Annotated in this window: 25 protein-coding genes and 2 tRNA genes; 9 read left to right on the top strand and 18 right to left on the bottom strand. The window is 64.2% G+C overall.

Annotated features, from left to right (window positions below; translation table 11 throughout):
- Nucleotides 1-4 precede the first annotated feature (4 nt).
- The 3 genes from thrS to AC07S4_RS02030 all read right to left on the bottom strand — a co-directional run bounded on the left by thrS (nucleotide 5) and on the right by AC07S4_RS02030 (nucleotide 2318).
- Complete coding sequence (gene thrS, locus AC07S4_RS02040; RefSeq protein ID WP_494985594.1) at nucleotides 5-1912, bottom strand: threonine--tRNA ligase; 1908 nt, start codon at nucleotides 1910-1912, stop codon at nucleotides 5-7.
- A gap of 199 nt (nucleotides 1913-2111) precedes the next feature.
- A tRNA-Val gene (locus AC07S4_RS02035) sits at nucleotides 2112-2188 on the bottom strand.
- A 53-nt stretch (nucleotides 2189-2241) separates the two neighbouring features.
- Nucleotides 2242-2318: transfer RNA gene (locus AC07S4_RS02030), tRNA-Val, on the bottom strand.
- A 108-nt stretch (nucleotides 2319-2426) separates the two neighbouring features.
- On the opposite strand from AC07S4_RS02030, the gene AC07S4_RS02025 reads away from it, so the two are divergent.
- Both AC07S4_RS02025 and AC07S4_RS02020 read left to right on the top strand, forming a co-directional pair.
- Nucleotides 2427-2873: a cache domain-containing protein gene (locus tag AC07S4_RS02025; protein ID WP_494985005.1), complete on the top strand. Its 447-nt coding sequence runs from the start codon at nucleotides 2427-2429 to the stop codon at nucleotides 2871-2873.
- 3 nt (nucleotides 2874-2876) lie between these two features.
- Complete coding sequence (locus AC07S4_RS02020) at nucleotides 2877-3785, top strand: cation diffusion facilitator family transporter (protein ID WP_494985004.1); 909 nt, start codon at nucleotides 2877-2879, stop codon at nucleotides 3783-3785.
- Between the two features lie 12 nt (nucleotides 3786-3797).
- Here the strand turns inward: AC07S4_RS02020 and AC07S4_RS02015 are convergent, their stop codons facing one another.
- The 3 genes from AC07S4_RS02015 to AC07S4_RS02005 all read right to left on the bottom strand — a co-directional run bounded on the left by AC07S4_RS02015 (nucleotide 3798) and on the right by AC07S4_RS02005 (nucleotide 7367).
- Nucleotides 3798-6047, bottom strand: a complete 2250-nt coding sequence (locus AC07S4_RS02015) for a RelA/SpoT family protein (protein ID WP_494985003.1) — start codon at nucleotides 6045-6047, stop codon at nucleotides 3798-3800.
- 68 nt (nucleotides 6048-6115) lie between these two features.
- On the bottom strand, nucleotides 6116-6466 hold the full coding sequence (locus tag AC07S4_RS02010; RefSeq protein ID WP_161075031.1) for a RidA family protein: 351 nt from the start codon (nucleotides 6464-6466) through the stop codon (nucleotides 6116-6118).
- 19 nt (nucleotides 6467-6485) lie between these two features.
- Nucleotides 6486-7367, bottom strand: a complete 882-nt coding sequence (locus tag AC07S4_RS02005) for an alpha/beta fold hydrolase (protein ID WP_494985002.1) — start codon at nucleotides 7365-7367, stop codon at nucleotides 6486-6488.
- A gap of 115 nt (nucleotides 7368-7482) precedes the next feature.
- Here AC07S4_RS02005 and AC07S4_RS02000 point away from each other — a divergent pair, with 115 nt between their 5' ends.
- Nucleotides 7483-8277 (top strand): 3-hydroxybutyrate dehydrogenase, encoded by a 795-nt coding sequence (locus AC07S4_RS02000; protein ID WP_494985001.1) that lies wholly within the window; start codon nucleotides 7483-7485, stop codon nucleotides 8275-8277.
- A gap of 142 nt (nucleotides 8278-8419) precedes the next feature.
- Nucleotides 8420-9727: a dicarboxylate/amino acid:cation symporter gene (locus tag AC07S4_RS01995; RefSeq protein WP_494985000.1), complete on the top strand. Its 1308-nt coding sequence runs from the start codon at nucleotides 8420-8422 to the stop codon at nucleotides 9725-9727.
- On the opposite strand, the gene AC07S4_RS01990 is transcribed toward AC07S4_RS01995, so the two are convergent.
- The 4 genes from AC07S4_RS01990 to AC07S4_RS01975 all read right to left on the bottom strand — a co-directional run bounded on the left by AC07S4_RS01990 (nucleotide 9724) and on the right by AC07S4_RS01975 (nucleotide 13740).
- A complete protein-coding gene (locus tag AC07S4_RS01990) occupies nucleotides 9724-10416 on the bottom strand; it encodes a PEP-CTERM sorting domain-containing protein (protein ID WP_494984999.1) in 693 nt (230 codons plus the stop codon). The two genes, AC07S4_RS01995 and AC07S4_RS01990, sit on opposite strands and share 4 nt — an antisense overlap.
- Nucleotides 10417-10427: 11 nt before the next feature.
- Nucleotides 10428-12164 (bottom strand): rhamnogalacturonan lyase B N-terminal domain-containing protein, encoded by a 1737-nt coding sequence (locus AC07S4_RS01985; RefSeq protein WP_494984998.1) that lies wholly within the window; start codon nucleotides 12162-12164, stop codon nucleotides 10428-10430.
- Nucleotides 12165-12380: 216 nt separating this feature from the next.
- Nucleotides 12381-13031: a CoA transferase subunit B gene (locus AC07S4_RS01980; RefSeq protein ID WP_494984997.1), complete on the bottom strand. Its 651-nt coding sequence runs from the start codon at nucleotides 13029-13031 to the stop codon at nucleotides 12381-12383.
- A 10-nt stretch (nucleotides 13032-13041) separates the two neighbouring features.
- On the bottom strand, nucleotides 13042-13740 hold the full coding sequence (locus AC07S4_RS01975) for a CoA transferase subunit A (RefSeq protein WP_494984996.1): 699 nt from the start codon (nucleotides 13738-13740) through the stop codon (nucleotides 13042-13044).
- A 106-nt stretch (nucleotides 13741-13846) separates the two neighbouring features.
- Between AC07S4_RS01975 and AC07S4_RS01970 the strand changes: the two genes are divergently transcribed.
- Nucleotides 13847-14407: a LuxR C-terminal-related transcriptional regulator gene (locus AC07S4_RS01970; protein WP_161075023.1), complete on the top strand. Its 561-nt coding sequence runs from the start codon at nucleotides 13847-13849 to the stop codon at nucleotides 14405-14407.
- A gap of 35 nt (nucleotides 14408-14442) precedes the next feature.
- Here the strand turns inward: AC07S4_RS01970 and AC07S4_RS01965 are convergent, their stop codons facing one another.
- Nucleotides 14443-15219, bottom strand: coding sequence for an SDR family oxidoreductase (locus AC07S4_RS01965; protein ID WP_161075022.1), 777 nt, complete (start codon nucleotides 15217-15219; stop codon nucleotides 14443-14445).
- Nucleotides 15220-15390: 171 nt separating this feature from the next.
- Between AC07S4_RS01965 and AC07S4_RS01960 the strand changes: the two genes are divergently transcribed.
- The 3 genes from AC07S4_RS01960 (at nucleotide 15391) to AC07S4_RS01950 (ending at nucleotide 19221) form a co-directional block, all read left to right on the top strand.
- The gene (locus AC07S4_RS01960; RefSeq protein WP_494984995.1) at nucleotides 15391-17067 is read left to right on the top strand and encodes an electron transfer flavoprotein-ubiquinone oxidoreductase; all 1677 of its coding nucleotides are present in this window, start codon (nucleotides 15391-15393) and stop codon (nucleotides 17065-17067) included.
- Between the two features lie 214 nt (nucleotides 17068-17281).
- Entirely contained in the window at nucleotides 17282-18175 is an 894-nt protein-coding gene (locus tag AC07S4_RS01955) for a flagellin N-terminal helical domain-containing protein (protein WP_494984994.1), read from the top strand.
- 98 nt (nucleotides 18176-18273) lie between these two features.
- On the top strand, nucleotides 18274-19221 hold the full coding sequence (locus AC07S4_RS01950; protein WP_494984993.1) for a hypothetical protein: 948 nt from the start codon (nucleotides 18274-18276) through the stop codon (nucleotides 19219-19221).
- A gap of 33 nt (nucleotides 19222-19254) precedes the next feature.
- Here the strand turns inward: AC07S4_RS01950 and AC07S4_RS01945 are convergent, their stop codons facing one another.
- The 7 genes from AC07S4_RS01945 to AC07S4_RS01915 are packed head-to-tail and all read right to left on the bottom strand — an operon-like array spanning nucleotide 19255 to nucleotide 25585.
- Nucleotides 19255-21342: a flagellar biosynthesis protein FlhA gene (locus tag AC07S4_RS01945; RefSeq protein ID WP_494984992.1), complete on the bottom strand. Its 2088-nt coding sequence runs from the start codon at nucleotides 21340-21342 to the stop codon at nucleotides 19255-19257.
- A complete protein-coding gene (locus AC07S4_RS01940; RefSeq protein ID WP_494984991.1) occupies nucleotides 21342-22478 on the bottom strand; it encodes an EscU/YscU/HrcU family type III secretion system export apparatus switch protein in 1137 nt (378 codons plus the stop codon). Before AC07S4_RS01940 ends, AC07S4_RS01945 begins: the two co-directional genes overlap by 1 nt.
- Nucleotides 22471-23250, bottom strand: coding sequence for a flagellar biosynthetic protein FliR (locus AC07S4_RS01935; RefSeq protein ID WP_494984990.1), 780 nt, complete (start codon nucleotides 23248-23250; stop codon nucleotides 22471-22473). The genes AC07S4_RS01940 and AC07S4_RS01935 overlap by 8 nt, the downstream gene beginning before the upstream one ends.
- Before the next feature lie 12 nt (nucleotides 23251-23262).
- Entirely contained in the window at nucleotides 23263-23535 is a 273-nt protein-coding gene (locus AC07S4_RS01930; protein ID WP_161075016.1) for a flagellar biosynthetic protein FliQ, read from the bottom strand.
- 16 nt (nucleotides 23536-23551) lie between these two features.
- Complete coding sequence (fliP, locus tag AC07S4_RS01925; protein ID WP_494984989.1) at nucleotides 23552-24304, bottom strand: flagellar type III secretion system pore protein FliP; 753 nt, start codon at nucleotides 24302-24304, stop codon at nucleotides 23552-23554.
- A complete protein-coding gene (locus AC07S4_RS01920; protein ID WP_494984988.1) occupies nucleotides 24301-24684 on the bottom strand; it encodes a FliM/FliN family flagellar motor switch protein in 384 nt (127 codons plus the stop codon). Before AC07S4_RS01920 ends, fliP begins: the two co-directional genes overlap by 4 nt.
- Nucleotides 24685-24688: 4 nt before the next feature.
- The gene (locus tag AC07S4_RS01915) at nucleotides 24689-25585 is read right to left on the bottom strand and encodes a FliM/FliN family flagellar motor switch protein (protein ID WP_494984987.1); all 897 of its coding nucleotides are present in this window, start codon (nucleotides 25583-25585) and stop codon (nucleotides 24689-24691) included.
- A gap of 528 nt (nucleotides 25586-26113) precedes the next feature.
- On the opposite strand from AC07S4_RS01915, the gene fliE reads away from it, so the two are divergent.
- On the top strand, nucleotides 26114-26467 hold the full coding sequence (gene fliE, locus AC07S4_RS01910) for a flagellar hook-basal body complex protein FliE (RefSeq protein ID WP_161075013.1): 354 nt from the start codon (nucleotides 26114-26116) through the stop codon (nucleotides 26465-26467).
- Nucleotides 26468-26490: the final 23 nt, after the last annotated feature.

Genomic DNA, 26490 nt, shown 5'->3' with positions numbered 1-26490 from the left:
AGGATCAGGCTTTGGCGGCGACGTCCTGCTGGAGCCGCTCTACCAGTGCGTCGAGGGTCATTACGCCCAGATCGACATTGCCACGCGCCCGCACGGCCACAGTATTGGCATCCCGTTCCTTGTCGCCCACAACCAGAATGTAAGGCAGTTTTTGGACGGAATGTTCGCGTATTTTATACGTAATCTTCTCGTTGCGCAAATCGGTCTGCACGCGGAAGCCCTGTTTGCGCAGCTTTGCGGCCACATCGTTGACGTAATCGGCCTGCGCGTCGGAGATGTTGAGCACCGACACCTGCACCGGCGCCAGCCACATCGGCAGCGCGCCGGCGTAGTTTTCGATCAGGATGCCGATGAAGCGCTCCATCGAGCCCACGATCGCGCGGTGCAGCATGACCGGCACCTGGCGCGAGTTGTCGGCCGCCACGTATTCGGCGCCCAAGCGCTGCGGCATGAAGAAGTCGACCTGCATGGTGCCGACCTGCCATGGGCGGCCCAGCGAATCCTTCAGGTGGTATTCGATTTTCGGGCCGTAGAAGGCGCCCTCGCCCGGCAGCTCGGTCCAGGTCACGCCGCAGGCGCGCAGGCCGGAGCGCAGCGCCTCTTCCGCCTCGTCCCACACCTCGTCGGTGCCGATGCGGTTGTCGGGGCGCAGCGCCAGCTTGACTTCGATATTGTCGAAGTGGAAGTCGGAATATACTTCCATGGCCTGGGTGTGGAAGGACACCACTTCCGGCTCGATCTGCTCTTCGGTGCAGAAGATGTGGCCGTCGTCCTGGGTGAAGCCGCGCACGCGCATGATGCCGTGCAGCGCGCCGGACGGCTCGTTGCGGTGGCACTGGCCGAACTCGCCGTAGCGCAGCGGCAGGTCGCGGTAGGAGCGCATATTGCTGTTGAAGATCTGCACGTGGCCCGGGCAGTTCATCGGCTTGAGCGCGTAGGAACGGTTTTCCGATTCCGTCACGAACATGTTTTCGCGGTAGTTGTCCCAGTGGCCGGTCTTGCCCCACAGGCTGGAGTCCAGGATCTGCGGCGCCTTCACTTCCTGGTAGCCGTTGACCTGGTATTTATTGCGCATGTACTGCTCAACCTGCTGCCAGATGGTCCAGCCCTTCGGATGCCAGAACACCAGGCCCGGCGCCTCGTCCTGGAAGTGGAAGAAGTCCAGCTGCTTGCCCAGCTTGCGGTGGTCGCGCTTTTCCGCCTCTTCCAGCTGGAACAGGTACTGCTCCTGGTCTTCCTTCTTGGTCCAGGCGGTGCCGTAGACGCGCTGCAGCATCTCGTTCTTCGAGTCGCCGCGCCAGTAGGCGCCGGCCAGCTTCATCAGCTTGAACACTTTCAGCTTGCCGGTCGACGGCACGTGCGGACCGCGGCACAGGTCGGTGAAATTGCCTTCCGAGTACAGCGACACATCCTGGTCCGCCGGGATGGAGGAAATGATCTCGGCCTTGTAGTGCTCGTTGATCGACTTGAAGTAGGCCACGGCCTCGTCGCGCGGCAGCACCTTGCGGGTGACCGGCTCGTCCTTCTTGGCCAGCTCGGCCATTTTCTTTTCGATGGCAACCAGGTCGTCCGGGGTGAACGGGCGCTTGTACGAGAAGTCGTAGTAGAAGCCGTTTTCAATCACCGGGCCTATGGTCACTTGCGCGTCCGGGAACAGCTCCTTGACGGCGTAGGCCAGCAAGTGGGCGGTGGAGTGGCGGATCACGTCCAGGCCTTCGGCGTCGCGGTCGGTGACGATGGCGACGTCGGAATCTTTTTCGATCAGGAAGGACGTGTCGACGACCTTGCCGTCAACCTTGCCGGCCAGCGCGGCCTTGCCTAGGCTGGTGGAAATATTGCTGGCCACCTGGGCCACGGTCACTGCGGCGTCGAACTGACGTACGGAACCATCGGGAAGTCGGACTGCAACCATCATGCTCTCCAGTCGGCGGATGCCGGAAAATAGATAAAACAGAAGTATAGGGAAATGCGGACGAAAAAAAACGCGGGCTAGCCGCGTTTTTCTCAATGTGATAGCAAAAGAAAGCCGGAGACTAGCGTTACTTACTAACCGTGGTAGTAGTTCGCGGTGTCATAACCGGATTGCCTTTCTCGCTCTTACATAGTGTTGGTGGTGGGCGGTGAGGAATTCGAATCCCCGACCCCTTGGATGTCGACCAAGTATTCTAACCAGCTGAACTAACCGCCCTTTGTACTGCGCTTGTACTGCATTTACATCTAAAACAATCTTACTACATGTTCTGGTGGGCGGTGAGGAATTCGAATCCCCGACCCCTTGGATGTCGACCAAGTATTCTAACCAGCTGAACTAACCGCCCGAAGACCAGCATTATAGAGAGTGAAAATCGTATCCGCAAGGGGCAAATGTGAAAACATTGCTCCAACCCACTATGCTATATTCAGCCGTTACACGAAACACCAAAAATATGAAACAGTTGCTCACTTTCTTCGCCGCGGCGCTGTTCTGCCTGGGCGCAGGCGCCGCCGAACACGGCACGCCCGACGAGGCCCTTGCCCTCATCAACAAGGCCGTCGCCTACCTGGCCGACGAAGGCGCCGACAAGACCTTCTTCGAGGCCAGCAACCCGAAAGGCCGCTTCATCCACCGCGACCTCTATATTGTCATTTACGACAGGCATGGTAAGGTAATGGCGCACGGCGCGCTTCCGCGTTTAGCGGGCATCAACGTGCTCGACTACCGCGACGAAGACGACAAGCTGTTCGTGCGCGAGATCCTGGACAAAGCCAGCAAAGGCCAGCAAGGTCCGGTCGACTATAAATGGGTACACCCGCTGACGCGGCAACTGCAGGCCAAGTCGGCCTGGTTCCGCCAGGTGGGTTCCTACGTCATCACTTGCGGCACCTATAAATAAACCATGCACACCCATACCGACACCACCCATTTGCACGCCCACCACGACGGCGACGCCGAGCACAAACATTATGTGGGCGACCGCAGCCTGAAGGTGCTGGGCTGGGCGGTGGCGCTGACGCTGGGCTTTGCCGGCGTGGAGGCGGTGTCCGGCTTCCTGGCCAATTCGCTGGCGCTGATCTCGGACGCGGGCCACATGGTGACCGACGCCGCCGCGCTGGGCCTGGCCCTGCTGGCGCAGCTGATCGCCAAGCGGCCGCCGTCGGCGCGCTACTCCTTCGGCTTTGGCCGCGCCGAGGCGCTGGCCGCCTTCGTCAACGGCCTGCTGATGCTGGGCGTGGTGGGCTGGATCGTGTTCGAGGCGGTGCAGCGCTTCAGCGCGCCGCAGCAGGTGCAGGGGGGCATGGTGATGGTGGTGGCGGCCATCGGCCTGGCCATCAACCTGGTGGTGGCGTGGGTGCTGTCGCACGACAAGAAAAGCATGAATACGCGCGCCGCGCTGGTGCATGTGATGGGCGATTTGCTGGGCTCGGTCGCGGCGCTGGTGGCCGGCGCGGTGATCTGGTACACGGGCTGGATGCGGATCGACCCGCTGCTGTCCATCCTGGTGTCGCTGCTGATACTGAAATCGACGCTGGCGATACTGCGCGAGTCCTACCACCACCTGATGGAGGGCGTGCCGGAGCAGATCGATTATCCGCAGGTGGGCGCGGACCTGGAACAGGTGGCGGGCGTGGTCTCGGTGCACGATCTGCACGTGTGGTCGATGGCGCCGGGCCATCCTGCGCTGATCGGCCACATCGAAGTGCGCGACCTGCAGGCCTGGCCCGCCATCCTGGCCGACATCAAGGCCGTGCTGCTGGCGCGGCACGGCATAGACCACGTTACCCTGCAGGCCGAGCTGGCGCCCTAGCCCACCGCCGCATCAGGACCGGCGCGCTTCCAGCACGCCGCTCACTTCCGCAATCGCCGACAAGGCCTTCTGCAGCTGCGCCGTCGAGCCGATTTCGGCCGTGAAGGTCATGCGCGCCTGCCCCTTCGCGCTCTGCGTATTCACGCCGATCACGTTGAGCTTTTCACGCGAGAAGATCTCGGAGATATCGCGCAGCAGGCCCTGGCGGTCGCCCGCCAGCACGAAGATGCCGACCGGGTACACGGTCTCGTTGACGGCGCGCCCCCACTCGGTGACGATGACGCGCTCCGGCGCCTTGGCGCGCATCTCCGCGAAGTTCTTGCAGGTGGCGCGGTGGATGGACACCCCCTTGCCGCGCGTGACGAAGCCGACGATGCTGTCCGGCGGCGCCGGTTTGCAGCACTTGGCCAGCTGCGTCATCAAGCCGTCCGTGCCCACCACCAGCACGCCCGACTTGGCACCCTGCTCCACGCTGGAGGCGCGGCTCTTGCCGAGCACCACGGCGTCCTCCACCTCCACCGGCTCGCCCGTGTCGTGCAGCGCCTGCTCCACGTGGCGCAGGCTGAATTCCTCCTTGCCCACCGAGATGAACAGGTCGTCCACCTTGGCGAAGCCCAGCTTGTTCGCCAGCGCCTCCAGGTTGACCGCCGTCTTGCCCTCGCGCTGCAGCGACTTCTCCACCAGCGTGCGGCCGTGCGACAAGGTCTCTTGCTGGTCAATGGCGTGGAACCAGGCGCGGATCTTGGAGCGCGTGCGGGTGGCCACCGTGTATTCCGGATTGAGCCAGTCGCGCGACGGCCCCGCCGTGCCGGGCGCGCCCTTGGCGGTGATGATCTCGCAGGTCTGGCCGTTTTTCAGCGGGGTATTCAGCGGCACCATCACGCCGTCCACGCGCGCGCCGCGGCAGCGGTGGCCCACGTCGCTGTGCAGGTGGTAGGCGAAGTCGATCGGCGTGGCGCCCACCGGCAGCTCCAGCACCCGCGCCTGCGGCGTGAGCACGAAGATGCGGTCGTCCAGCGAGGCCGACTTGAGCTTTTCCACCCACTCGCGCTGCACTTCCTCCTGGCCCACCACGGTGTCGGCCACGTCGGACTTCCAGGCCAGCAGCTGGCGCAGCCAGGCGATTTTCTCGTCGTACTTCTGGCCCTGGAAGTTGGAGCCGCCCTCCTCCTTGTAGCGCCAGTGCGCCGCCACGCCGTACTCGGCGAAGTTGTGCATTTCCTGGGTGCGGATCTGCACTTCCAGCGGGCGGCCGTCGTCGGCCGTCACCACGGTGTGCAGCGAGCGGTAGCCGTTCGGCTTGGGCCGCGAAATGTAGTCGTCGAATTCTTTCGGGATCGGGGTCCAGATATTGTGCACCACGCCCAGCACCGTGTAGCAGGTCTTCACGTCGGCCACGATGACGCGGAAGGCGCGCACGTCGTACAGCTCGGTGAAGTCCAGCTCCTTGCCGCGCATCTTGCTCCAGATGGAATAGATGTGCTTGGGCCGGCCGAACACCTCGGCCGAAATGCCGGCGCTGGTCAGTTCGTTCTGCAGGCGCGTGATGGAGGACGTGACGAAGCCCTCGCGCATCATGCGCTTTTCTTCCAGCATCTTGGCGATGCGCTTATAGGTTTCCGGCTCGATGAAGCGGAACGACAGGTCTTCCAGCTCCCACTTCAGCTGCCAGATGCCGAGCCGGTTGGCCAGCGGCGCGTACAGGTCCAGCGTTTCGCGGCCGTAGTCGCGCGTCAGGTCGTCGAAGCGCTTGATTTCGGCGAAATAGCGCAAGGTGGTCACGCAGGAGGCCAGGCGCACCAGCACCACGCGCATGTCGCTGGCCATGGCCAACAGCATCTTGCGCAGCGTTTCCACCTGCGCCACGGCCTGCTGGGCGGCGTTGCGGCCGCGCCCGGGGGCGCTGGCGGGCTGGCTCTGGGTCAGCTCGCGCAGGCGTATCAGCTGGCGCACGCCGCTGACCAGTTCCGCCACGGCGGGACCGAATTTGGGTTCGATATGGGGGGCCTGGGCCGGATCGAGCAGGGTCGCCTCGAACATCAGGCCGGCGATGCGGGTCTCCGCGTCGATGCGCAGGAAGGCCAGCGTGCTCGCCACGCCGACGGCGAATTCGAACGCACCCTGGCCGCTGCTGCAGGTCTTGTCGCCATACGCTGCGCTTGCCATGTCCAGCGCGGCCAGCACCCGCGCGCCGTCTTCGGCCGACAGGCCCTGGACCAGCTGGTCCGACGTTGCGCTGTTCAGCGCTGCGATAGAAACCATGTTACCTCTTACTTTGTTGAATCATGCCGCCCCGCAGGCGCGGGGACGGCGGCATTTCCAAATTCCGGTTAACGCTGCGCTGCCACGACCACGACTTCCACCAGGCAGGCCGGATTGGCCAGCTTGGCTTCCACAGTGGCGCGCGGCGGGGTGTGGCCCTGGGCTACCCAGCTGTCCCACACTTCGTTCATGGCCGGGAACAGCGCCATGTCCTTGATGTAGATGGCGGTGCTCAGGATGCAGGTCTTGTCGCTGCCGGCTTCGGCCAGCAGGCGGTCGACGGCGGCCAGCACTTCCTGGGTCTGCCCGGTGATGTCCTTGCTGGGATCGTCGGCAATCTGGCCGGCCAGATAGACGGTGCCATTGTGGATGGCGGCTTCGGACAGGCGTTTGCCAACGTGCAGGCGGGTGATTTCCATACTATTTCTTTCTAAAGGTTTATAGGTCAAGTAAAAACTTCCTGGCAATGGCGATCTGGTCGTCATGCAGGAAGGTGGGAGCGTGACCGACGTCCGGTATCTCCACCAGCGTGGCTTTTGGCCCGCGCTGCGTCATGCTTAAAGCCGTCGCGGGCGACAGCAGGTCCGATTGCGCGCCGCGCACCAGCAGGGTCGGGCAGCGGATCGCATCATACGCGGCCCACAGCATGGCCTCGTCGGCGCGCGCCGATTCCGGCGTGGCCGAGCGGAACGGCTGGGCCAGCCCCATATCATAGTGGCGCACCCACTGGCCGTCATTGTCCTGGCGCAAGACATCGGCGGCCAGCTTGTGCCATTCCTCGTCCGTGTGCTGGCCGAACGGGGCTGACACGTCGCGCACGAACTTGGCGCCCTGCTCAAAGGTGGGGAAGCGCAGGTGCTGGCCGATGTAGTCGCCGATGCGCTGCAGCGCGTCCGGGTCGAGCACCGGACCGATGTCGTTGAGCACCAGCTTGCTGATCGGGCTGTCCGGCAGCGAGGCCAGGCCCATGCCGATCAGGCCGCCCATCGAGGTGCCGAACCAGTCCACCGTGCTGCGCGGGCCGCGCGCGGTCACGCGCGCCACCAGGGTCACCATGTCGGCCACGTACTGCGGCAGGCGGTACAGCTCGGGGTTGCGCAGGCGGCCGGAGCGGCCGCGGCCCACCACGTCCGGCGCCACCACGCGGTAGTCGCCGGCCAGGGCGCGCGCCATATTGTCGAAGTCGTCGCCCACGCGGGTCACGCCGTGCACGCACAGCAGCACGTCGGGATTATCCTCGTCGCCCCATTCCTTGTAGGACATCTGGTGCAGGCCGCTGGGAGAAATGCACTGTACAGACTTTATTTTTGCCTCGATCATGCTCATTCCTTTTTTTCAACTACGACATTTTACCCGGCGTTGCGCTTAAAATCTTGGAGAAGTGTAGCGCACGCATTTCCCATCCGACAAACTGTCTCACTCTAGAAGGATAACCATGGCCAGCACCCTACTCCGCGGCAAGACCGCACTCGTCACCGGCTCCACCTCCGGCATCGGCCTGGGCATGGCCCGCGCACTGGCGGCCGAAGGCGCCAACATCGTCTTCAACGGCTTCGGCGACGCCGCCGAAATCGCCCAGCTGCAGGCCGCCACGGCGCGCGAATTCAGCGTGCAGACCGCTTACCACAACGCCGACATGTCCAAAGCCGCCGAAATCGAGGCGCTGTTCGCCTTCGCGGCCGACAAATTCGGCGGCATCGACGTGCTGGTCAACAACGCCGGCATCCAGCATGTGGCCAATGTGGAGGACTTCCCGGTCGAGAAATGGGACTCCATCATCGCCATCAACCTGACGTCGGCCTTCCACACCTCGCGCCTGGCGCTGCCGCATATGCGCGCGCAGAACTGGGGCCGCATCATCAACCTGGCGTCGGCGCACGGCCTGGTGGGCTCGGCCGGCAAATCGGCCTATGTGGCCGCCAAGCACGGGCTGGTGGGCCTAACCAAGGTCACGGCGCTGGAAACGGCGCAGACCGGCGTGACCGCCAACGCCATCTGCCCCGGCTTCGTGCTGACGCCGCTGGTGCAGAAGCAGGTGGACGCGCGCGCCCTGAAGGACGGCCTGAGCAACGACGAGGCCAAGCGCGCGCTGCTGGCCGACAAGCAGCCTTCGGGCGAGTTCGTCACGCCCGAGGAGCTGGGCGCGCTGGCCGTGTTCCTGTGCTCGGACGCGGCCAAGCAGGTGCGCGGCGTGGCCTGGAATATGGATGGCGGCTGGGTGGCGCAATAAGCTCGCGCCAAGCGGCGCCGGCGCCGCTGGCTATTGTGGATTGCCGCATTGTGGTTAACCGCAATGGGGAATCCCACAATAGCTGCAATATAAGGTTTCCAGCATGATCGCTCCACTTGGAGAGTCTTTAGGGAGTACGATCATGAAAAAACCATTCTACAAAGTCCTGTATGTACAGGTCTTGTTTGCCATACTGTGCGGCGTGCTGCTGGGCATCTACCTGCCCGGCGACGCCGTCGCCATGAAACCGCTCGGCGACGGCTTCATCAAACTGATCAAGATGATCATCGCCCCGGTGATCTTCTGCACCGTGGTGTCCGGCATCGCCTGCATGCAGGACATTAAGAAAATCGGCCGCGTCGGCGGCAAGGCCCTGCTGTACTTCGAGGTGGTGTCCACCTTCGCGCTGGTGATCGGCCTGTTCGTGGCCAACATCCTGCGCCCGGGCGCCGGCTTCAACGTCGATCCGGCCACGCTCGACACCAAGGCCATCGCCCAGTACACCGAAAAAGCCAAGAGCCAGTCCACCATCGACTTCGTGATGAACATCATCCCGAACACGGTGATCGACGCCTTCGCCAAGGGCGACATCCTGCAGGTGCTGCTCATTTCCGTGCTGTTCGGCTTCGCGCTGTCGCTGCTGGGCGAAAAAGGCCGTCCGCTGGCCAAGCTGATCGACGAACTGGCGCACGCCATCTTCGGCATGGTCAACATCGTCATGAAAGTCGCTCCGCTGGGCGCGTTCGGCGCCATGGCCTTCACCATCGGCAAATACGGCATCGACTCGCTGCTGCCGCTGGCCAAGCTGATGGGTTCCTTCTACCTGACCTGCTTCCTGTTCATCTTCATCGTGCTGGGCTCGATCGCCAAGTTCACCGGTTTCTCGATCGGCCGCTTCATCAACTACATCAAGGAAGAACTGCTGATCGTGCTGGGCACCAGCTCGTCGGAAAGCGCCCTGCCCTCGCTGATGCGCAAGCTGGAAAAACTGGGCTGCGCCAAGCCCGTGGTGGGCCTGGTGGTTCCTACCGGCTACTCCTTCAACCTGGACGGCACCAACATCTACATGACCATGGCGGCCCTGTTCGTGGCGCAAGCGACCAACACCGACCTGACCCTGGGCCAGGAACTGACCATCCTGGCGGTGGCCATGCTGACCTCGAAGGGCGCGTCCGGCATCACCGGCGCCGGCTTCATCACCTTGGCCGCCACGCTGGCCGTGGTGCCGACCATCCCGGTGGCGGGCATGGCGCTGATCCTGGGCATAGACCGCTTCATGAGCGAAGCCCGCGCGCTGACCAACTTCATCGGCAACGGCGTCGCCACCGTGGTGGTGTCGAAGTGGGAAAACGAGCTGGACATGGATACCCTGCACCGCGAGCTGGCCAACCCTTCGTCCATGAATGAAGAGCCGGCCGCCGTGATACCGGCACCCGCCAAGGCCGCCTAAGCCTTAGTTTTAGCCTTAGCCCCTCCGGCGGTGCGCTTCCTGCGCACCGCCATCAGTCCCCACAAGCCCACGGCCATCAGCAGTCCCGACGCCGGTTCCGGCACGCCCACTCTCACCTCATCGATTGCGCTACCGCTGAAGCCGCTTTGCTTGTTCGCGGTGGAGAAGGCGTAGTAGCGCACCTCGTCGAATCCCGCAACGTCGGCCAGGCCCAGCACCGCGCCGTGCGGCTGGCTGAAGTTGCCGGCCGCCGTCTGCACGCCGTCGTTGAAAGTCTTCCAGTAGCCGTTCAGGTTCAGATAGCTGCTGTCCGCCGCGAACTCCACCTTGTAGAAATCCAGACCGCTCGCCAGGCGGATGCTGATGTAGGCATTGTTGCCCGACGAGGCCATGTAGTTGCCGCTGAAGGCGGGGCTGAGGTCGGACGGCGCGTCGTAGCAGTTCACGCCCGCGTAGCCGCAGCCGTTGTTGCTGGACGAGCCGGTGTAGCTGAACAACAGGCCATCCTCGACATAGCCGCTGGCCATGGCGGTGTTGAGTTCGAAATGGGCGGCGTTGGTGACGGTTTTCACGGCCGTGCCGCTGCCCAGCGTGGCAATCACGGCCGCCGCCGCGAAGCCGGGCAGCGCGCAGGACAGCAGCATGGCGGCGCCGGCCGGGGCCAGCACGCATTGCAGGATGTTTTTCATGTTCATTCCCTTCATTGCTTGATCATGTCCACGGCGTCGTAGGCGTAGCCGGGGCTCAGGTAGGTGACGCCGCTGGAGCCGCTGATGGCGGTCAGCGTGAGCACGTTCTGGCCCACCTGCAGTTCCGAAGCCGGCACGGTGAAGGTGTACATGGTGTTGTTGCCGCGATAGGTGCCCACCGTCAGCGTGCGCGTGGACGGCTGCGTGGACGCGGCCGGGTTGGCCGGTATCCAGCCGTTGATCTGCGGCTTGGGCCGGCCGCCGGCAAAGGCGGCGGTGATGCCCAGGCGCAGCTGGTAGTCGGCGATCTGGCTTTTGGCCAGGTTGAACTTGATGGTCAGCGTGCCGTTCACGTCCTTCCACTGGTAGGCCGGGAAGCCGGTGGCCGCGCTGGAGGCGCCCACCTGGTACTCGGCCGGCGCCCAGGACGCCATGCGCACGTCGGACGGGTGCATGGTGGTGACCTTGTCGCCGTTGAGGAACTCGGCCGGCGTGCCGTCCCAGTCGCCGATGCGCCACAGGGGCGCCGCCGCGCTCGGGTCGGCCGTGATGGCGATGGTGTTCAGCGCCACCGTGCCGCCGGCCGCCACCGTCACGCTGCGCGTGTCCACCGCGTATTCGTTCTTGTAGACCTTCATCGTGTAGGTGCCGGGCAGCATGCCGGCACTGTCGAAATGGCCGGTGGCGGCGTCCGCCTTGGCCCAGTACTGCGCGGTGGCGTTGGCGAAGCCCACCGTGTATTCATAGCCCGGATCGCGCCCGCTGAGGCCGACACCAGCCACCCGGCCCCGCCCCTCCGGACCGACATAGCCGGCCAGGCCCAGCCCGCTGAAGAAGGAGGTGTCGACCGCCGGCGGCGCGCTGCCGTCGTTGAACACCAGCGTGTAGCTGTTCAGGATGTTGGTGCGCAGCGCCTCGGTCTGCGCCTCGCCGTAGTTGACGATATAGGTCAGCTCCTGGTTGGTGGCGGTGGCCTGGTTCAGCAGGCTGCGGTAGAACGGGCCGCCAGAATTGCCTTCGTTGTTGTCGCGCACCACCCACAGGCCGGCGGTGGCGCTGGTGGCGCCGATGTACTGCCAGTCCTTCAGCCGCATATTGGAGTAATGCTTGGAACGCGTCTGCCCGTTCGGCAGGCCGAACACGTCGCCCGACTCCACCGTGGTGGTGGTGCCGCGCAGGTCGGACGGCACCGGGCCGTTGGGCAGCGCGCCGATCGGCACCCGCAGGATGAAGCGCGCCAGGTTCAGCGTGTTCGGCTCGCTGGTGAAGTAGGTGCCCATGTAGATGTTGTTGACGCCCTTGCGCACGATGTAATAGTGCGTCAGGTTGCCGGCCACGACCGTGACCTTGATGCAGTCGCTGCCGACCGCCTCGGCGCTCACGCTGACGGCGGACACGCCGGTGTACAGGTAGTCGAAGCCCGAGTTGACCTGGCTGCCGCGCGACTGGTCCTGGTACTGCACGCCGTTGTAGATCATGGATGCAATGTCGCCGGCCGACTGCGTGCTGACACCGTTGTCCAGGCGGCGGATCTTGAACACCAGGCCGGCGCCGGTGTCGATGGTGTAGAAATTGGCGTCCGAGGTCAGGCCGAAGCTGCTCGCCTCGGCCAGTGCGGCGGGGCCGGCCTGCCCCATGCGCAGGGCTGTTTTGGTCTGGCCGGGTTCCGCCACGGGATCGCTGCCGCCGCAGCCGGCAGCCAGCAAAAGCACGGCCAGCCCGGCCGCGGGGTTTTTCAACATAGTCATGGTGTCTCCGATTGTTAATTTTTTGTAGGAGCACCAAGTATCGATTTGCCGTCTTGACAAGGTCAACGGCGCGCGGCGCGCATTGCCAAAAGAATCACCTTGTTGATTGGCCTACGCCCTGCCCGCCCCGCCGGCGTGGCGGCGCAGCCACGTTTTGCCGGCGCGGGCGTAAAAAAAGCACGCCGCAGCGTGCTTTCCGGGAGGTGCGGCGCCGGCTTACAGCGCGGACAAGTCCAGTTCGGCGCCGGTGGCGGCGGCAATCTGCTCTTTGGTCACACCGGGCGCCAGTTCGGTCACTTTCAGGCCGGACGGCGTCACTTCCATCACGCCCAGGTCGGTGATCACCAGGTCCACCACGCCCACGCCGGTCAGCGGCAGGTCGCATTTCTTCAGCAGCTTGTGCGAGGTGCTGCCGTCCTTGGCGGTGGCCACGTGCTCCATCAGCACCACCACTTTCTTCACGCCGGCCACCAGGTCCATGGCGCCGCCCATGCCTTTGACCATTTTGCCCGGGATCATCCAGTTGGCCAGGTCGCCGTGCTCGGACACCTGCATCGCGCCCAGGATGGCCAGGTTGATTTTGCCGCCGCGTATCATGCCGAAGGAATCGGCCGAGCTGAAGTAGGCAGAGCCGGGCAGCGCCGTCACGGTCTGCTTGCCGGCGTTGATCAGGTCGGCGTCGATTTCGTCTTCGGTCGGGAAAGGGCCGATGCCGAGCAGGCCGTTTTCCGACTGCAGATACACTTCGATATCCGATGGCACATAGTTGGCCACCAGCGTGGGCAGTCCGATGCCCAGGTTCACATAGAAACCGTCTTGCAGTTCCTTGGCCGCGCGGGCGGCCATTTCATCACGAGTCCATGCCATGTCCGTCTCCTCAGTTGGCGCGCACGGTGCGCTGTTCGATGCGTTTTTCCGGCGCCGCGTTGACCACGATGCGGTGCACGAAAATACCCGGCGTATGCACTTCGTCCGGATCGATCTCGCCTATCTCCACCAGCTGCTCGACTTCCACGACAGTAATCTTGCCGGCGGCGGCCACGTTGGGGTTGAAGTTGCGCGCCGTCTTGCGGAACACCAGGTTGCCGGCCTTGTCGGCCTTCCATGCCTTGACCAGCGACACGTCGGCCACCAGCGAACGCTCCATCACGTACTGTTCGCCGTCGAATTCGCGGATTTCCTTGCCGTCGGCCACGATGGTGCCCACGCCGGTCTTGGTGAAGAAGGCCGGAATGCCGGCGCCGCCGGCGCGCAGCTTCTCAGCCAGCGTGCCTTGCGGCGTGAATTCCAGTTCCAGTTCGCCGGCCAGGTACTGGCGCGCGAATTCCTTGTTCTCGCCCACGTAGGAGGCGATCATCTTGCGGATCTGGCGGGTTTCCAGCAGCTGGCCCAGGCCGAAGCCGTCCACGCCGGCGTTGTTCGAGATCGCGGTCAGCTGCTTGGCGCCGCTGTCGCGCAGGGCGCCGATCAGCGCCTCCGGGATGCCGCACAGGCCAAAGCCGCCAACGGCGATGGTTTGCCCATCTTGCACAATGCCGGCCAGGGCGGCGGCGGCATCGGGATAAACTTTATTCATACATCTCCCTTATGTTTTGATAAGCTTGCACTGTTGTTCACATGGGGTATCAGCATAGAATACGCCTAGTGTTTCCACAATACCGTAGAACTACCGGCCCGCAACGATGAACGCACCACTCGCAATCGACTACGAAACCATCTTCCTGCATGCGCCGGTGGGAATGTGCATCTCGGAGAACCGCACCATCCAGTCGTGCAACGAGGCGCTGGCCGCCATGTTCGGCTATGCGCGCGCCGACCTGGTGGGCAAGTCCTTCTGCCAGCTCTACCCGTCGGCCGACGAATTCCTGCGCACCGGCGACCGCATCATCCCCATCATGAACGCCAAGGGCCGCTATTCGGACGAGCGCATCATGCGCCGCGCCAGCGGGGAACTGTTCTGGTGCCACGTGAGCGGGCACGCGCTGAAGGCCAAGGAGCCGCTGGGCGCGGGCATCTGGACCTTCGAGGACGTGAGCGAAAAGCGGCCGGTGACGGCGGAGCTGACGCCGCGCGAACGCGAAATCGCCGCCCTGCTGGTGGAAGGCAAGACCAGCAAAGTCATCGCGCGCCAGATCGACCTCAGCCCGCGCACGGTGGAAATGCACCGCGCCAGGCTGATGCGCAAATTCGAAGCGGCCACCTCCTCGGAGCTGGTGCACAAGCTGGTCGGCGTGCAACTGTAGAAAAGCGGCGGGGCCGGTTGACCCGCCGCTTTTTTTCACATCGCCGTCATTCCGTCGTCGGCGGAAATCACGGCGCCGTTGATAAAGTGCGAATCCTCGCCGGCCAGCAAGAGCAGCAGGCCGTCCAGGTCTTCCGGCTTGCCCGGGCGGCGGCGCGGCAGCATGTCGATCAGCTTGCGGCCCTGCTCGCTGGCGAAATAATCTTCGTTGATCTCGGTCGAGATATAGCCGGGACAGATGGCGTTGGTGTTGATGCCGTACTTGCCCCACTCCACCGCCATGGCCTTGGTCATCTGCACCACGCCGGCCTTGCTCATGCAGTACACGCCGATCTGCGGCAGCACGCGCAGCCCCGCCACCGAGGCGATGTTGATAATGCGGTGCTGCTTTTTCGGGTCGCCCTTGGCGCGCGCGATCATGCGCTTGGCGGTTTCCTGCGCCACGAAGAAGGCGCCGCGCAGATTGGTGTCCATGACGAAGGAGTAATCCTCCGGCGTGACGTCGACCAGGCGTTGTGTGGTGGAGACACCGGAATTGTTCACCAGGATGTCGATCTGGCCCGCCTCGGTCTCGGCGTGCGCGATGGCCGACTTGATGCTGGCGTAGTCGGTCACGTCCAGCGCCACCACGTGGGCCGCGCCGCCGTCCGCCTCGATCTCGGCGCGCAGCTCCTTCAGGCGCTCGATGCGGCGCGAGGCCAGCACCACCTGCGCGCCGGCCTGCGCCAGTACTTTGGCGAAGCGGGCGCCGAGTCCGCTGGAGGCGCCGGTCACCAGCGCGATTTTTCCTTCAAAGTTCACTTCTATGCCCACGGCGCTGCTCCTGTTTCGGTTGATAGCATGTCCGTAATGATTACACAAAATGCCAGTATTAGATTGCGGCGTCTAAGATTGTCACGCAAAATGGCGCCCATATTGCTAAACTGGCGAGAAAGAAGCACACTCGTGCTTATTTCTTACCTCATTCTTATAAAAGTATAAAACATGACCCAAGCTAACAACCTGCTAGAGCAATACGGCCCGCGCGATGCGATGGAGTACGACGTCGTCATCGTCGGTGGCGGCCCGGCCGGCCTGTCGGCCGCCATCAAGATCAAGCAGCTGGCGGCCGAGAAGAACCAGGAAGTATCCGTGGTGGTGCTGGAAAAAGGCGGCGAACTGGGCGCGCACATCCTGTCGGGCGCCGTGATGGACCCGAAGGCGCTGACCGAGCTGATCCCGAACTGGAAGGAGCTGGGCGCGCCGCTGAACACCGAAGTGACCGAAGACCGCGTGCTGTTCCTGACCGAAAAGAAAGCCTACAAGACGCCCAACTTCGCGCTGCCGGCCTGCTTCGAAAACCATGGCAACTATGTCATCTCGCTGGGCAATGTGGTGCGCTGGCTGGGCCAGCAGGCCGAGGCGCTGGGCGTGGAAATCTTCCCCGGCTTCGCCGCCGCCGAAGTGCTGTACAACGACGACGGCTCGGTCAAAGGCATTGCCACCGGCAATATGGGCGTCAAGCGGGACGGCGAAGCCGGTCCGGACTTCCAGCTGGGCATGGAGCTGCACGGCAAGTACACGCTGTTCGCCGAAGGCGCGCGCGGCCATCTGGGCAAGCAGCTGATGGCCAAGTACGACCTGAACAAGGGCAAGGACCCGCAGTCCTACGGCATCGGCATCAAGGAACTGTGGGAAATCGACCCGGCCAAGCATCAGCCCGGCCTGGTGATCCACACCACCGGCTGGCCGCTGGACAGCAAGACCTACGGCGGTTCCTTCCTCTACCACCTGGAAAACAACCAGGTCATGGTCGGCTACGTGGTCGGCCTGGACTATGAGAACCCGTACCTGTCGCCTTACGAGGAATTCCAGCGCTACAAGACCCACCCGGCCATCCGCAGCTTCTTCGAAGGCGGCAAGCGCATCTCCTACGGCGCGCGCGCGATCACGGCCGGCGGCCTGCAGTCGCTGCCCAAGCTGGCCTTCCCGGGCGGCGCGCTGATCGGCTGCGACGCCGGATTCCTGAACATGAGCCGCATCAAGGGTTCGCACGCCGCCATCAAGTCCGGCATGCTGGCCGCGCAAGCCGCCTTCGACGCGCTGGGCGCGGGCCGCCAGCACGACGAACTGGCCGCCTACCCCGCCGCTTTCGAGCAGTCCTGGCTGCACGAGGAGCTGCACGTGGCGCGCAATGTGAAGCCCTGGCTGAAAAAAGGCCTGTACCTGGGCTCGCTGATGACCGGCATCGACCAGCTCATCTTCCGCGGCAAGGCGCCGTGGACCCTGCACCACAGCCAGGCCGACCATGAGTGCCTGCAGCCGGCCGCCAACTTCCAGCCCATCGTCTATCCCAAGCCGGACGGCAAGCTGACCTTCGACCGCCTGTCCTCGGTCTTCATTTCCAACACCAACCACGCGGAAGACCAGCCGGTGCACCTGACGCTGAAGAACGCCAGCGTGCCGGTGGACGTGAACCTGGCCAAGTACGCCGGTCCGGAGGCGCGCTACTGTCCGGCCGGGGTGTATGAATTCGTCAAGACCGACGAAGGCCAGGACCGCTTGCAGATCAACGCGCAGAACTGCGTGCACTGCAAGACCTGCGACATCAAGGACCCGACCCAGAATATCGTCTGGATCACGCCGGAAGGCGGCGGCGGCCCGAACTATCCGAATATGTAAAATAAACAACGGCGCAGCGCCCCAGGGCCTGCGCCGTTGTGCTTTTAGGAACATAATCAGGGGCGGCCAGCTGTCCGGCCACGATAAAACAAATAATTTTCACAAATTTCTCTAAAGCATTTAATGCCCGGGGCGAAACGGTCGTCTTGTACTTGGGAGAGCGCAAACAAAGCAACGCTGCTCTAGAATCGAACCCACCTATCAGGAGTTATTCATGCTGAGTCTTCACACTAACAACGCGGCGCTGTCCGCTCAAAATTCGATCACCCGTACGCAGAACAGCCTGTCGACGTCGATGACTCGCCTGAGCACCGGCTACCGCATCAACTCGGCAATGGATGACGCTGCTGGCCTGCAGATCGCCACCCGTCTGAAAGCGCAAACGAGCGGTATGGCTGTTGCAATGCGCAACACCCAGAATTCGATCTCGATGATGCAGACCGCCGAAGGCGCGCTAGACGAGACCACCAATATTCTGGTGCGTATGAAGGATCTGGCCACCCAGTCGGCCGACGGCTCCTCCACCGACGACGACCGCACCGCAATGCAGTCCGAGTACGATGCACTGACCATGGAACTGAGCAACATCCTGTCGAACACCTCGTTCGGCGGCACCACCCTGCTGAGCACCAAGGCCGACTCGAAATTCAACGCCAAAGTGACCTTCCAGATCGGTTCGTCCAAAGGCGAAACCATGGACGTCGACCTGACCGCCGCCGGCGACAACTCGCTGACCCAGATGCACGCCGACATCGTCTCGGCCGCCGCCAACTACAAGTCGGACGGCACCGCTACCGCCGCCATCGGCACCGAAGTTGCCACCTCCACCGCCGCCAACGGCAACATCGACACGCTGAAAACCGCGATCGACTCCGTAGCCAAAGCCCGTTCCGCCCTGGGTGCTGCTTCGAACCGTCTGGACCACGTGTACAACAACCTGTCGAACGTATCGACCAACACCAAAAACGCCAGCGGCCGTATCATGGACGTGGACTTCGCTTCGGAATCCGCAGCCATGACCTCGAACCAGATGCTGCTGCAAGCTGGTACCGCAATGCTGAAGCAAAGCAACAGCCAGTCCTCGCTGGTTCTGTCCCTGCTGCAATAATAGCAAGGGCTTCCAGGGCGCTAGCGCGCCCGGGAGGACAAGAGCCAACCGGGCTTCCGGTTGGCTTTTTTCGTTTAAGCGCAAGATAAGATTGCTTTATGGCAATATACCGACTTACACCGATCAGCTCCTCGCTCAACATCCCCGAGCGGGTGATGCGCGAACAGCCTGGACAAGCGCCCCCCATCCCGCCGGTGGCCCATGTGCCGGGCGAGGAAGCCAGCTTCTCGCTGCCGCCCGGCCTGTCCCAGGCGCTGAACGGCGTGGCCGACGCGCAAGAAGCGGTACTGGTCCAGCAGGGCCTGAAGTCGCTCGCCAATGCGGCGCAGGCGCAGGCGGCCAATATGGCCGAGCCGGCCGCGCTGCGCCCCGATCAATTGCAGATGTCGCGCCAGCTGGTCTGGCAGCAGCCGGACGCCACCACCATGGCCATGTCATGGGCCATCATGGTGCGCACCTACGGCGAGCAGCGCGCCGCGCTGATGGAGCAGGCGCGCGGACGCCATCTGCCGTCCGGCCTGTTCATGGCCGAGCAGGGCCAGTCGGCCATGCGCGACGGCCGCGCCGCGCCCATGATGCTGAGCGAAATGGAATCCTGGCGTTTCGCCGTCTACGCCTGGGGCGCCGAGAAACTGGTGCTGCGCGTGGTCTCGCGCGACCCCGGCCAGCCCGACGAGCCGCGCCGCCGCCGCGCGCGCGTGGCGATCCGGCTGGAACTGTTTATTGAAGGCATGGGCAAGGTGCTGGTGCAGATGGAGCCGGCCGGCGACGGCGTGGTGCTCGAGATCGGCGCCAACCAGAACGCCACCATGCAGTTCATGCGCGACCTGCTGCCGGAACTGGCCGCCATCGTCAGCCGCAACGGCCTGGCCCTGGTGCGCTGCCACCTGATGCGCGAACTGGCGCCGGTGCGCGAGGAATACAACAACCCCACCCGGGTGCAGACCGCCATGCTGACCCAGTCCATCTTCAAGGCCATGGCCGAAACGGCCGTGCTGCTGTCGCAACCGCCGCAGCCCAAAGACCTGTTTTCCGAATCGGCCTGACGCGCACGCAGGCCCGGGCGGGCGGCGCGCCGCTTAGCCCACCGTGCCGATGATGCTCACTTCGCGGTTTTCCGGCACTTCATTGTAGGACAGCACACTCAGGCCGGGCGCGAACAGGCGCGCGTAACGCGCCAGCAGCGGACGGATCTGCGGCAGCACCAGCAGCAGCGGCGGCGTGGCCTGCTGCTTCATCTGCTCGCGCGCCACCGGCATGTTGACCTGCAGCTGGGCCAGCAGGTGCGGGTCGATCGGGTAGTTGTCCAGCACCACCTTGCCGCTCTGGCGGGCCTGGTTCAGGGAACCCAGCAGCATGTTCTCCAGCTCGCCGCCCAGGTTAAAGGCCAGCATCTCGGACTTCTGCCCGAACAGGCCGGTGACGATCTGGCGCCGCAGCGCGCAGCGCACTTCGGCCGCCAGCAGGATGGGGTCCTTGGTGGTTTCCGAGCTGTCGAGCAAGGTGGTGGCGATCGGCACGATGTCCTTCAGCGACACGCTTTCGGCCAGCAGCACGCGGAACACGCGCAGCAGCTGGGTGTGCGTGAGCGCCTTGTCCAGCGAAGCGGCCAGCTTGGGCGAGAGCGCCGTCAGCCGCTCCAGGATGGCGGGCACGTCCTCGTGGCGGAACAGCTCGGGCAGGTATTCGCGTATCAGCTTGGACACATGGGTGGCGATGGCGCTCGGCGCCTCCACCACCTGGTAGCCCAGGCCCAGCGCATTGGCCTTCTCGCTGCTCTCGATCCAGATCACCGGCATGCCGTAGGCCGGCTCCACCCCCGGTATGCCGTCGAGCTTGCCGTACACCGTGGGCGAAGGGATGGCCATCAGCCGGTCCGCGAACACCTCGGCCTGCGCCACCACGCTGCCGCTCAGCACCACCGCGTACTGCGAGGGCTTCAGGCCCAAGTCGTCGCGCACGGCGATCGGCGGCAGCACCATGCCCATCGATTCGGACAGGCTTTGCCGCACGCCGCGCACGCGCTTGGTCAGCGGCTCGCCGTGCGCCTTGTCGATCAAGCTCACCAGCTTGTAGCCCAGCGTGAGCTGCAGCGGCTGCACGGCCGGCAGGCTCTGCCACTCCAGCTCGGGCACCTTCTCCTCGCGCAGCGCGGCCTCGATGGCCTGCAGCGCGCTGGTGTCGGGCGCGGACACGCGCTTGCTCAGGCGCCAGGACACATAGCCCAGCACCGCCGCGAAGGTCATGAACATCAGCCACGGCATGCCCGGCACCACGGCCAGGATGGCCATCAGGCCGGCCGCGCCGCCGATCACGCTCGGCGAGGTCAGCAGCTGCTGCTTGACCGTGTCCTCGAAGTCGCCCGAATCGCTGATGCGGGTCACCAGGATGGCGGACGCGGCCGACAGCAGCAGCGCCGGGATCTGCGCCACCAGGCCGTCGCCGATGGTCAGCAGCGCGTACTGGCGGAAGGCGTCGCCGAAGGACATGTTCTGCATCAGCGAGCCGATGGCCACGCCGCCGACCATATTGATGATCAGGATCAGGATGGACGCCACCGCGTCGCCGCGCACGAACTTGGAGGCGCCGTCCATGGCGCCGTAGAAGTCGGCCTCCATGGCCACGTCCTTGCGGCGCGCCTGGGCTTTTTCCTGGTTGATCAGGCCGGCGTTCAGGTCGGCGTCGATCGCCATCTGCTTGCCCGGCAAGGCGTCCAGCGTGAAGCGCGCCGACACCTCGGAGATCCGCTCGGCGCCCTTGGTCACCACGATGAAGTTGATGATCATCAAAATCACGAACACCACCAGGCCGACCACGAAATTGCCGCCGATGACCACATTGCCGAAGGCCTCGATCACGCGGCCGGCCGCGCCCGTGCCTTCATGGCCCTTGAGCAGCACCACCCGGGTCGAGGCCACGTTCAGCGTCAGCCGCATCAAGGTGGTGGCCAGGATCACCGTCGGGAACACCGAGAAGTCCAGCGGCCGCTTGGCCGACACGCTGACCAGGATCACGATCAGCGCCAGCACGATGTTGAAGGTGAACAGCACGTCCAGCAGCACCGGCGGCAGCGGCAGGATGATCATCCCGAGGATGGCCATCACGAACAGCGGAGTGGCGAACTTGTGGCGGCGCAGCTCTGCGACGATACGGTTCAGGAAATTCATTACGGTATTACCTCACTCATGGAAGATGGCACGGCGACATCGGTCGGCAGGCCGGGCTCGGCATTGCGGCGCCCGGCGCGGAAAGCTTTCAGCTGCAGCACATAATTCAGCACCTGCGATACGGCCTGGTAGAGCTGCACCGGGATCTGCTGGTTGACCTGGCTGGTATTGTAAATGGCGCGCGCCAGCGGCGGCAGGGGCAGCACCTCGATCTGGTGCTCCTGCGCGATCTGGCGGATGTACAGCGCCATCTCGTCCACGCCCTTGGCCAGCACATAGGGCGCTTCGGCGCGCTGCTCGTCGTACTTGAGCGCCACCGCGTAGTGCTCGGGGTTGACGATCACCACGTCGGCGTTCGGCACGGTCTTGCGCGCGGCGCGCTGGGCCAGCGCGCGCTGCAGTTGGCGCACGCGCTGGCGCACTTCCGGCCGGCCTTCGCTGCTTTTGTATTCTTCCTTCAGGTCCTGCTTGCTCATGCGCTGGTTCTTGGCGTAGAAGAAGGCCTGGGCCGGCACGTCGACCAGCGCGAACAGGATGAACACCGACACCAGCGCCATCAGGCCGTCCAGCATCAGCGCCGAGCCGCTCAGCAGCGCTTCGTTGAGCGGCATGCCCTGCAGCCGCGTGTAGTCCTGCACGCTGGTGCTGCCGACATGCACCAGCACCCAGATCAGCACGCCGGACTTGGCCAGCGACAGGCCGAATTCGAAGACGTGCTTGCCGCCGAACAGGCGGCCCAGGTTGGCCACCGGGTTGAAGCGCTCCAGCTTGGGCTCCCAGTGCTTGCTGGAAAACACCCAGCCGCCCGGGATCAGGCCGCCCAGCACGATGGCCAGCGGCACCACGAACAGCGGCAGCAGCATCTTGATCAGCAGCGCCATCGACGAGCTGAAGACGATGGACAGGGTGTTGTCCAGGGAGCCCTGGCTGTCGAACTCGGCAAAGCTCAGGTGGAACAGCGCGCGGAAGTCGCTCAGATAGGACGGCAGCAGCCAGATGAACAGCTTGAGCGTGACCAGGATGCCGAGCGCGGTGGCCAGGTCGCGCGAACGCACCACCTGTCCCTCCTCGCGGGACTTCTTCAGCTTCTGCTGTGAAGCCTTTTCTGACTTGTCGCCGGTGCTGTTCTCAGCCATGGGCCACCTGCATCTGCTGCCGTATCATGTCCAGCACCCGCCCGGTCATGCGGATGTAGTGCTCGGGGATAAAGCGCACCACCTGGCCCAGCATCATCAGGCCGAATATGGTGATCACGGAAAAGCCCAGCGCGAACAGGTTCAGCGAGGGCGCCACCCGGTTCAGGAAGCCGAAGCCGACCTGCACCACCATGGTGGAGAAGACGATGGGTACGGCCAGCAGCATGGCGGCGGCGAAGATCCAGGCCACGTTCCAGGCCACGGTCTGCAGCAGCAGCGGGCTGTAGCCGCCGCCCAGCGGCCAGGCCTGGAAGCTGCCGCCGATGACGCCGGCGATGACCAGGTGGCCGTCGATGGCGAAAAACACAATAATCACCAGCATGGACAGCAGCGCCGACACCACGTCCGAGGACTGGCCGTTGACGGGGTCGTTCATCACCGCCATCGAGAAACCGATCTGGCTCGACACCAGGTAGCCCAGCACCATCATCACCGACACGCTGAAATGGAAGGCCAGGCCCAGCACGCCGCCGATCACGGCCTGCTCCAGCGTGGCCGCCACGCCCTGCATCGAAATGGGGTCGATCGCCAGCGCATTGCCGGTCAGCGGCAGCATCAGGATGGACAGCACCAGCGCGGTCAGCACGCGCACCGTCACCGGCACCAGGGCGTCGCCCAGCACCGGCGCCGCGCTCAGCATGGCGAGCACGCGCACGAAGGGCCACCACCAGGCATTGAGCAGCGGCAGCAACTGGGCCAATAGGGATTCCATGGCCGCTCCGCCCTACCCTACCAGTGTGGCGGCGCGGGTGAAGATGGACACGCAATAGTCCATCAGGTAGCCGGCCATCCAGCGCCCGGCCAGTATCAGCGCCAGCAGCGTGACCATCAGGCGCGGCAGGAAGCTCAGCGTCTGTTCGTTGATCTGGGTGGCGGCCTGCACCAGCGCCACCAGCAGGCCCATGATCAGGCCCGGCACCACCAGCACCAGCACCAGCACCATCACCACGTGCAGCGCCTCGACCACCAGGTCGACCGCGATATCGGGGGTCAGCATAGGTCGGCCCCCATCGCTAATAGGCCTGGATGCTCGTCACGAGCGTGTTGACGGTCAAGGTCCAGCCGTCCACCAGCACGAACAGCAGCAGCTTGAAGGGCAGCGAAATGACCAGCGGCGACAGCATCATCATGCCCATCGCCATCAGCACCGAGGACACCACCAGGTCGATGATGAGGAAGGGAATGAACAGCAGGCAGCCGATCTGGAAAGCGGTCTTCAGTTCCGACAGCACAAAGGCGGCCAGCTTGACGGTGAAGGCGTGGTCGGCCGGCTTGGCCACATTGTCCTCCCCGGCCAGGTGGGCGATCTGCTTGAGCGCGGCTTTGCTGGTCTGGGCCAGCATGAAGCGCGAAATCGGCCGCTCGGCGATCTTCAGCGCCTCCTGCAGGCCGATCTTGTCCTGGTCGTAGGGCACGAAGGCGTCCTTCCACACCTGGTCGCCGATCGGGCGCATCACCAGCAGCGTCAGGATCAGGGCCACGCCCGTCACCACGCGGTTGGGCAAGCCCTGCTGCAGGCCCAGGGCCTGGCGCAGCAGCGACAGCACGATCACGAAGCGGGTGAAGCTGGTCATCATCATGACCAGGATGGGCAGCAAGCCCAGCAAGGTCATGATGATCAGGATCTGGGTCTTGACCGTCAGTTCCGTGTTCGCCCCCGGCACCACATTGGCCAGCAGGTCGACCGCGTGCGCGGGGGCGCTCGCCAGCACGCAGGCGGCAAGCGCGCCTGCCGCGGCGCAGGCGCGGCGCGCAGCCAGCGTCATGGCGCCATCATGTCGAGATTCAGGCCGTCCAGGTCGATTACCTTCAAACCATAGTTTTCGCCCGCCACCACCACTTCGGCGCGGCCGATGGCGGTGCCGTTGACCTTGATGACCAGCGGCTCGCCGGCCAGCACGTCCAGCTCCACCACGCTGTCCGGGCCGATCGCCATCAGGTCCTGCAGCGAAATGCGGGCCGAGCCCACTTCCAGCGTCAGCGTGACGGGGATCTTGCGCATCATCTGCGGCAGGTCGCGGCGGCCGGAACCGCCGCGCGCCGGGGCCACGTCGGCCAGGTCGTTGCTGACCTGGTCGATGATCATTTCTTCCGACAGGTCTTCGAGCAGCGCGTCGCTGGTGCTGTTTGCGTTGATGTTCATCATGGAGTTAGTCGACGTCTTCAAAAGAGGTTAAACAGAGCTTGCCCTTGTGCTCGCTCACCGCGGCCGTGAACAGGCGCGAATCGTCCAGCAGCACTTCGGCGCGGTGCATGCTGATCGGGATCACGTCGCCGATGCGCAAGTCGAACAGGTTGCCCAGTTCCATTTCCTTGCTGACCAGACGGCCCTGCAGGCCCACTTGCAGGCGCGCGCCCAGCGGCGCCTGGTTGCGCGCGGCGCGGCGCGCGGTGTCGCGCTCGGGCTGCAGGCCGCGCAGCACGCTGGCCATCAGCTGCTTGTCGAGGGCGAACAGGAAGCGCCCGGTGAGCGGCTCCGTGCTAGCGCTGTCGGGGTCGCTGACCGTGACGGCGATGACCCAGCCGCCCTTGGCCGGCAGGCCGCCGCCGACCGGCTTGAAGCCCTGGCCGCCGGCCTCGGCCTGCTCCGCCGCGCCGGACGGCGCCGGCAGGTTGGAGGCCGGCAAATTCGATTCGATGCGCGCCGCCAGCGTGCCGGCCAGCTGCAGGCCCAGCACCACGGCCAGGCGCTCTTCGGTAGCGGTCACCTTCACCGCCGTTTCGTCGGCGGCGGCATTGCTCTTGGCGCGGCCGTAGCGGTAGTTCAGCACCGCCAGCAGCACCTTGCGCTCCAGCGAGAAGGCGATCTGCCCGGCCGGCGCCGAGAAATTGGACCAGCGCAGCGCGATCTCCTCGCCGTCCAGGCGGGCAAACGCCACGCTGTCGACCTGGAAGCTGCCCCAGTAGCGGCGGTTGACGTTGAGCCGCATGGCCTGGGCCAGATCTTCCTTGAGCTGGGCGGCAAAAGCCGGCAGCCGGTGCACAGGCCTGCCGAGCAGGCATGGGTCCAGAACTTGATGTTGCGCAGTCTGTTGTGTGATGGTCATTTCAGTGGTCTGGTCGGTACGCTACCGGTACGCTGGCGATACGCAGATTGTTGCACAACCGCATGCCATATCCTAGCTTAAATCGCAGCTGTTTAGCTAGGACGTTGTACCCGCCGCAGCGGAGCCGGAGTTTACAGCAAAACCGACACTATTGCTACGGATCAATAAAACGTTTTCTTACGGTAGGGCTTTACAGGAAAGTTGCTAACGGGTAAGCTTATTCATAGCATGACGGCCTTGCAGCCGCGATGCAACAAAAAAAGCCGCCGCTCGCTCCAACACCCGCTTAGTCCATGATTAAAAAGGAAATTCTGTCGTTTTCCCGCGCCACGCCGCAGTCCAGGCACGGCTTTTTTGTTGTTTCGCCGCACGCCGGCACGCCGAACTAATTTCCAGCATGTATCATTCTTCTGAGTCCGCTTTGAGACGCGTCGCAGCCGGAGATTTCCGCCGGGCACTGTCCGAATATGGCCGACATGGGGCTATGGTAGCCATGTGTAAGCAACGTTGCAATTAAGTGGAGGTAACATGGCTAATGAATTTGCCAGCCTGATTCAGGCGGATCTGGCTTCCCTGACAAACGCCGCCGCCGACCTGTCGGCCAGCAGCATCGCCCCTGCGGCCCAGTTCGGCGCGCTGCCGGGCGCAGCCGGCAACCACAGCTTCTCCTTCGCCCAATCGATGCGCGACGCCGTCACCCGCGTCAACGCCGACGACCAGATGGCGGCCCAGAAAATGGCCGACGTCGACGCCGGCCGCAGCGACGACCTGGTGGGCGCCATGCTGTCCAGCCAGGAGGCCAGCCTGTCCTTCTCGATGCTGATGCAAGTGCGCAACAAGGTCATGGGCGCGGTCGACGAACTCATCAAACTGCCGCTGTGAGGCCGCGCTGCCGCGGCAGCGCA

The organism is Pseudoduganella sp. GW821-FHT05F09 (assembly GCF_059419605.1).
This window is presented reverse-complemented; position numbering and strand designations above follow the sequence as displayed.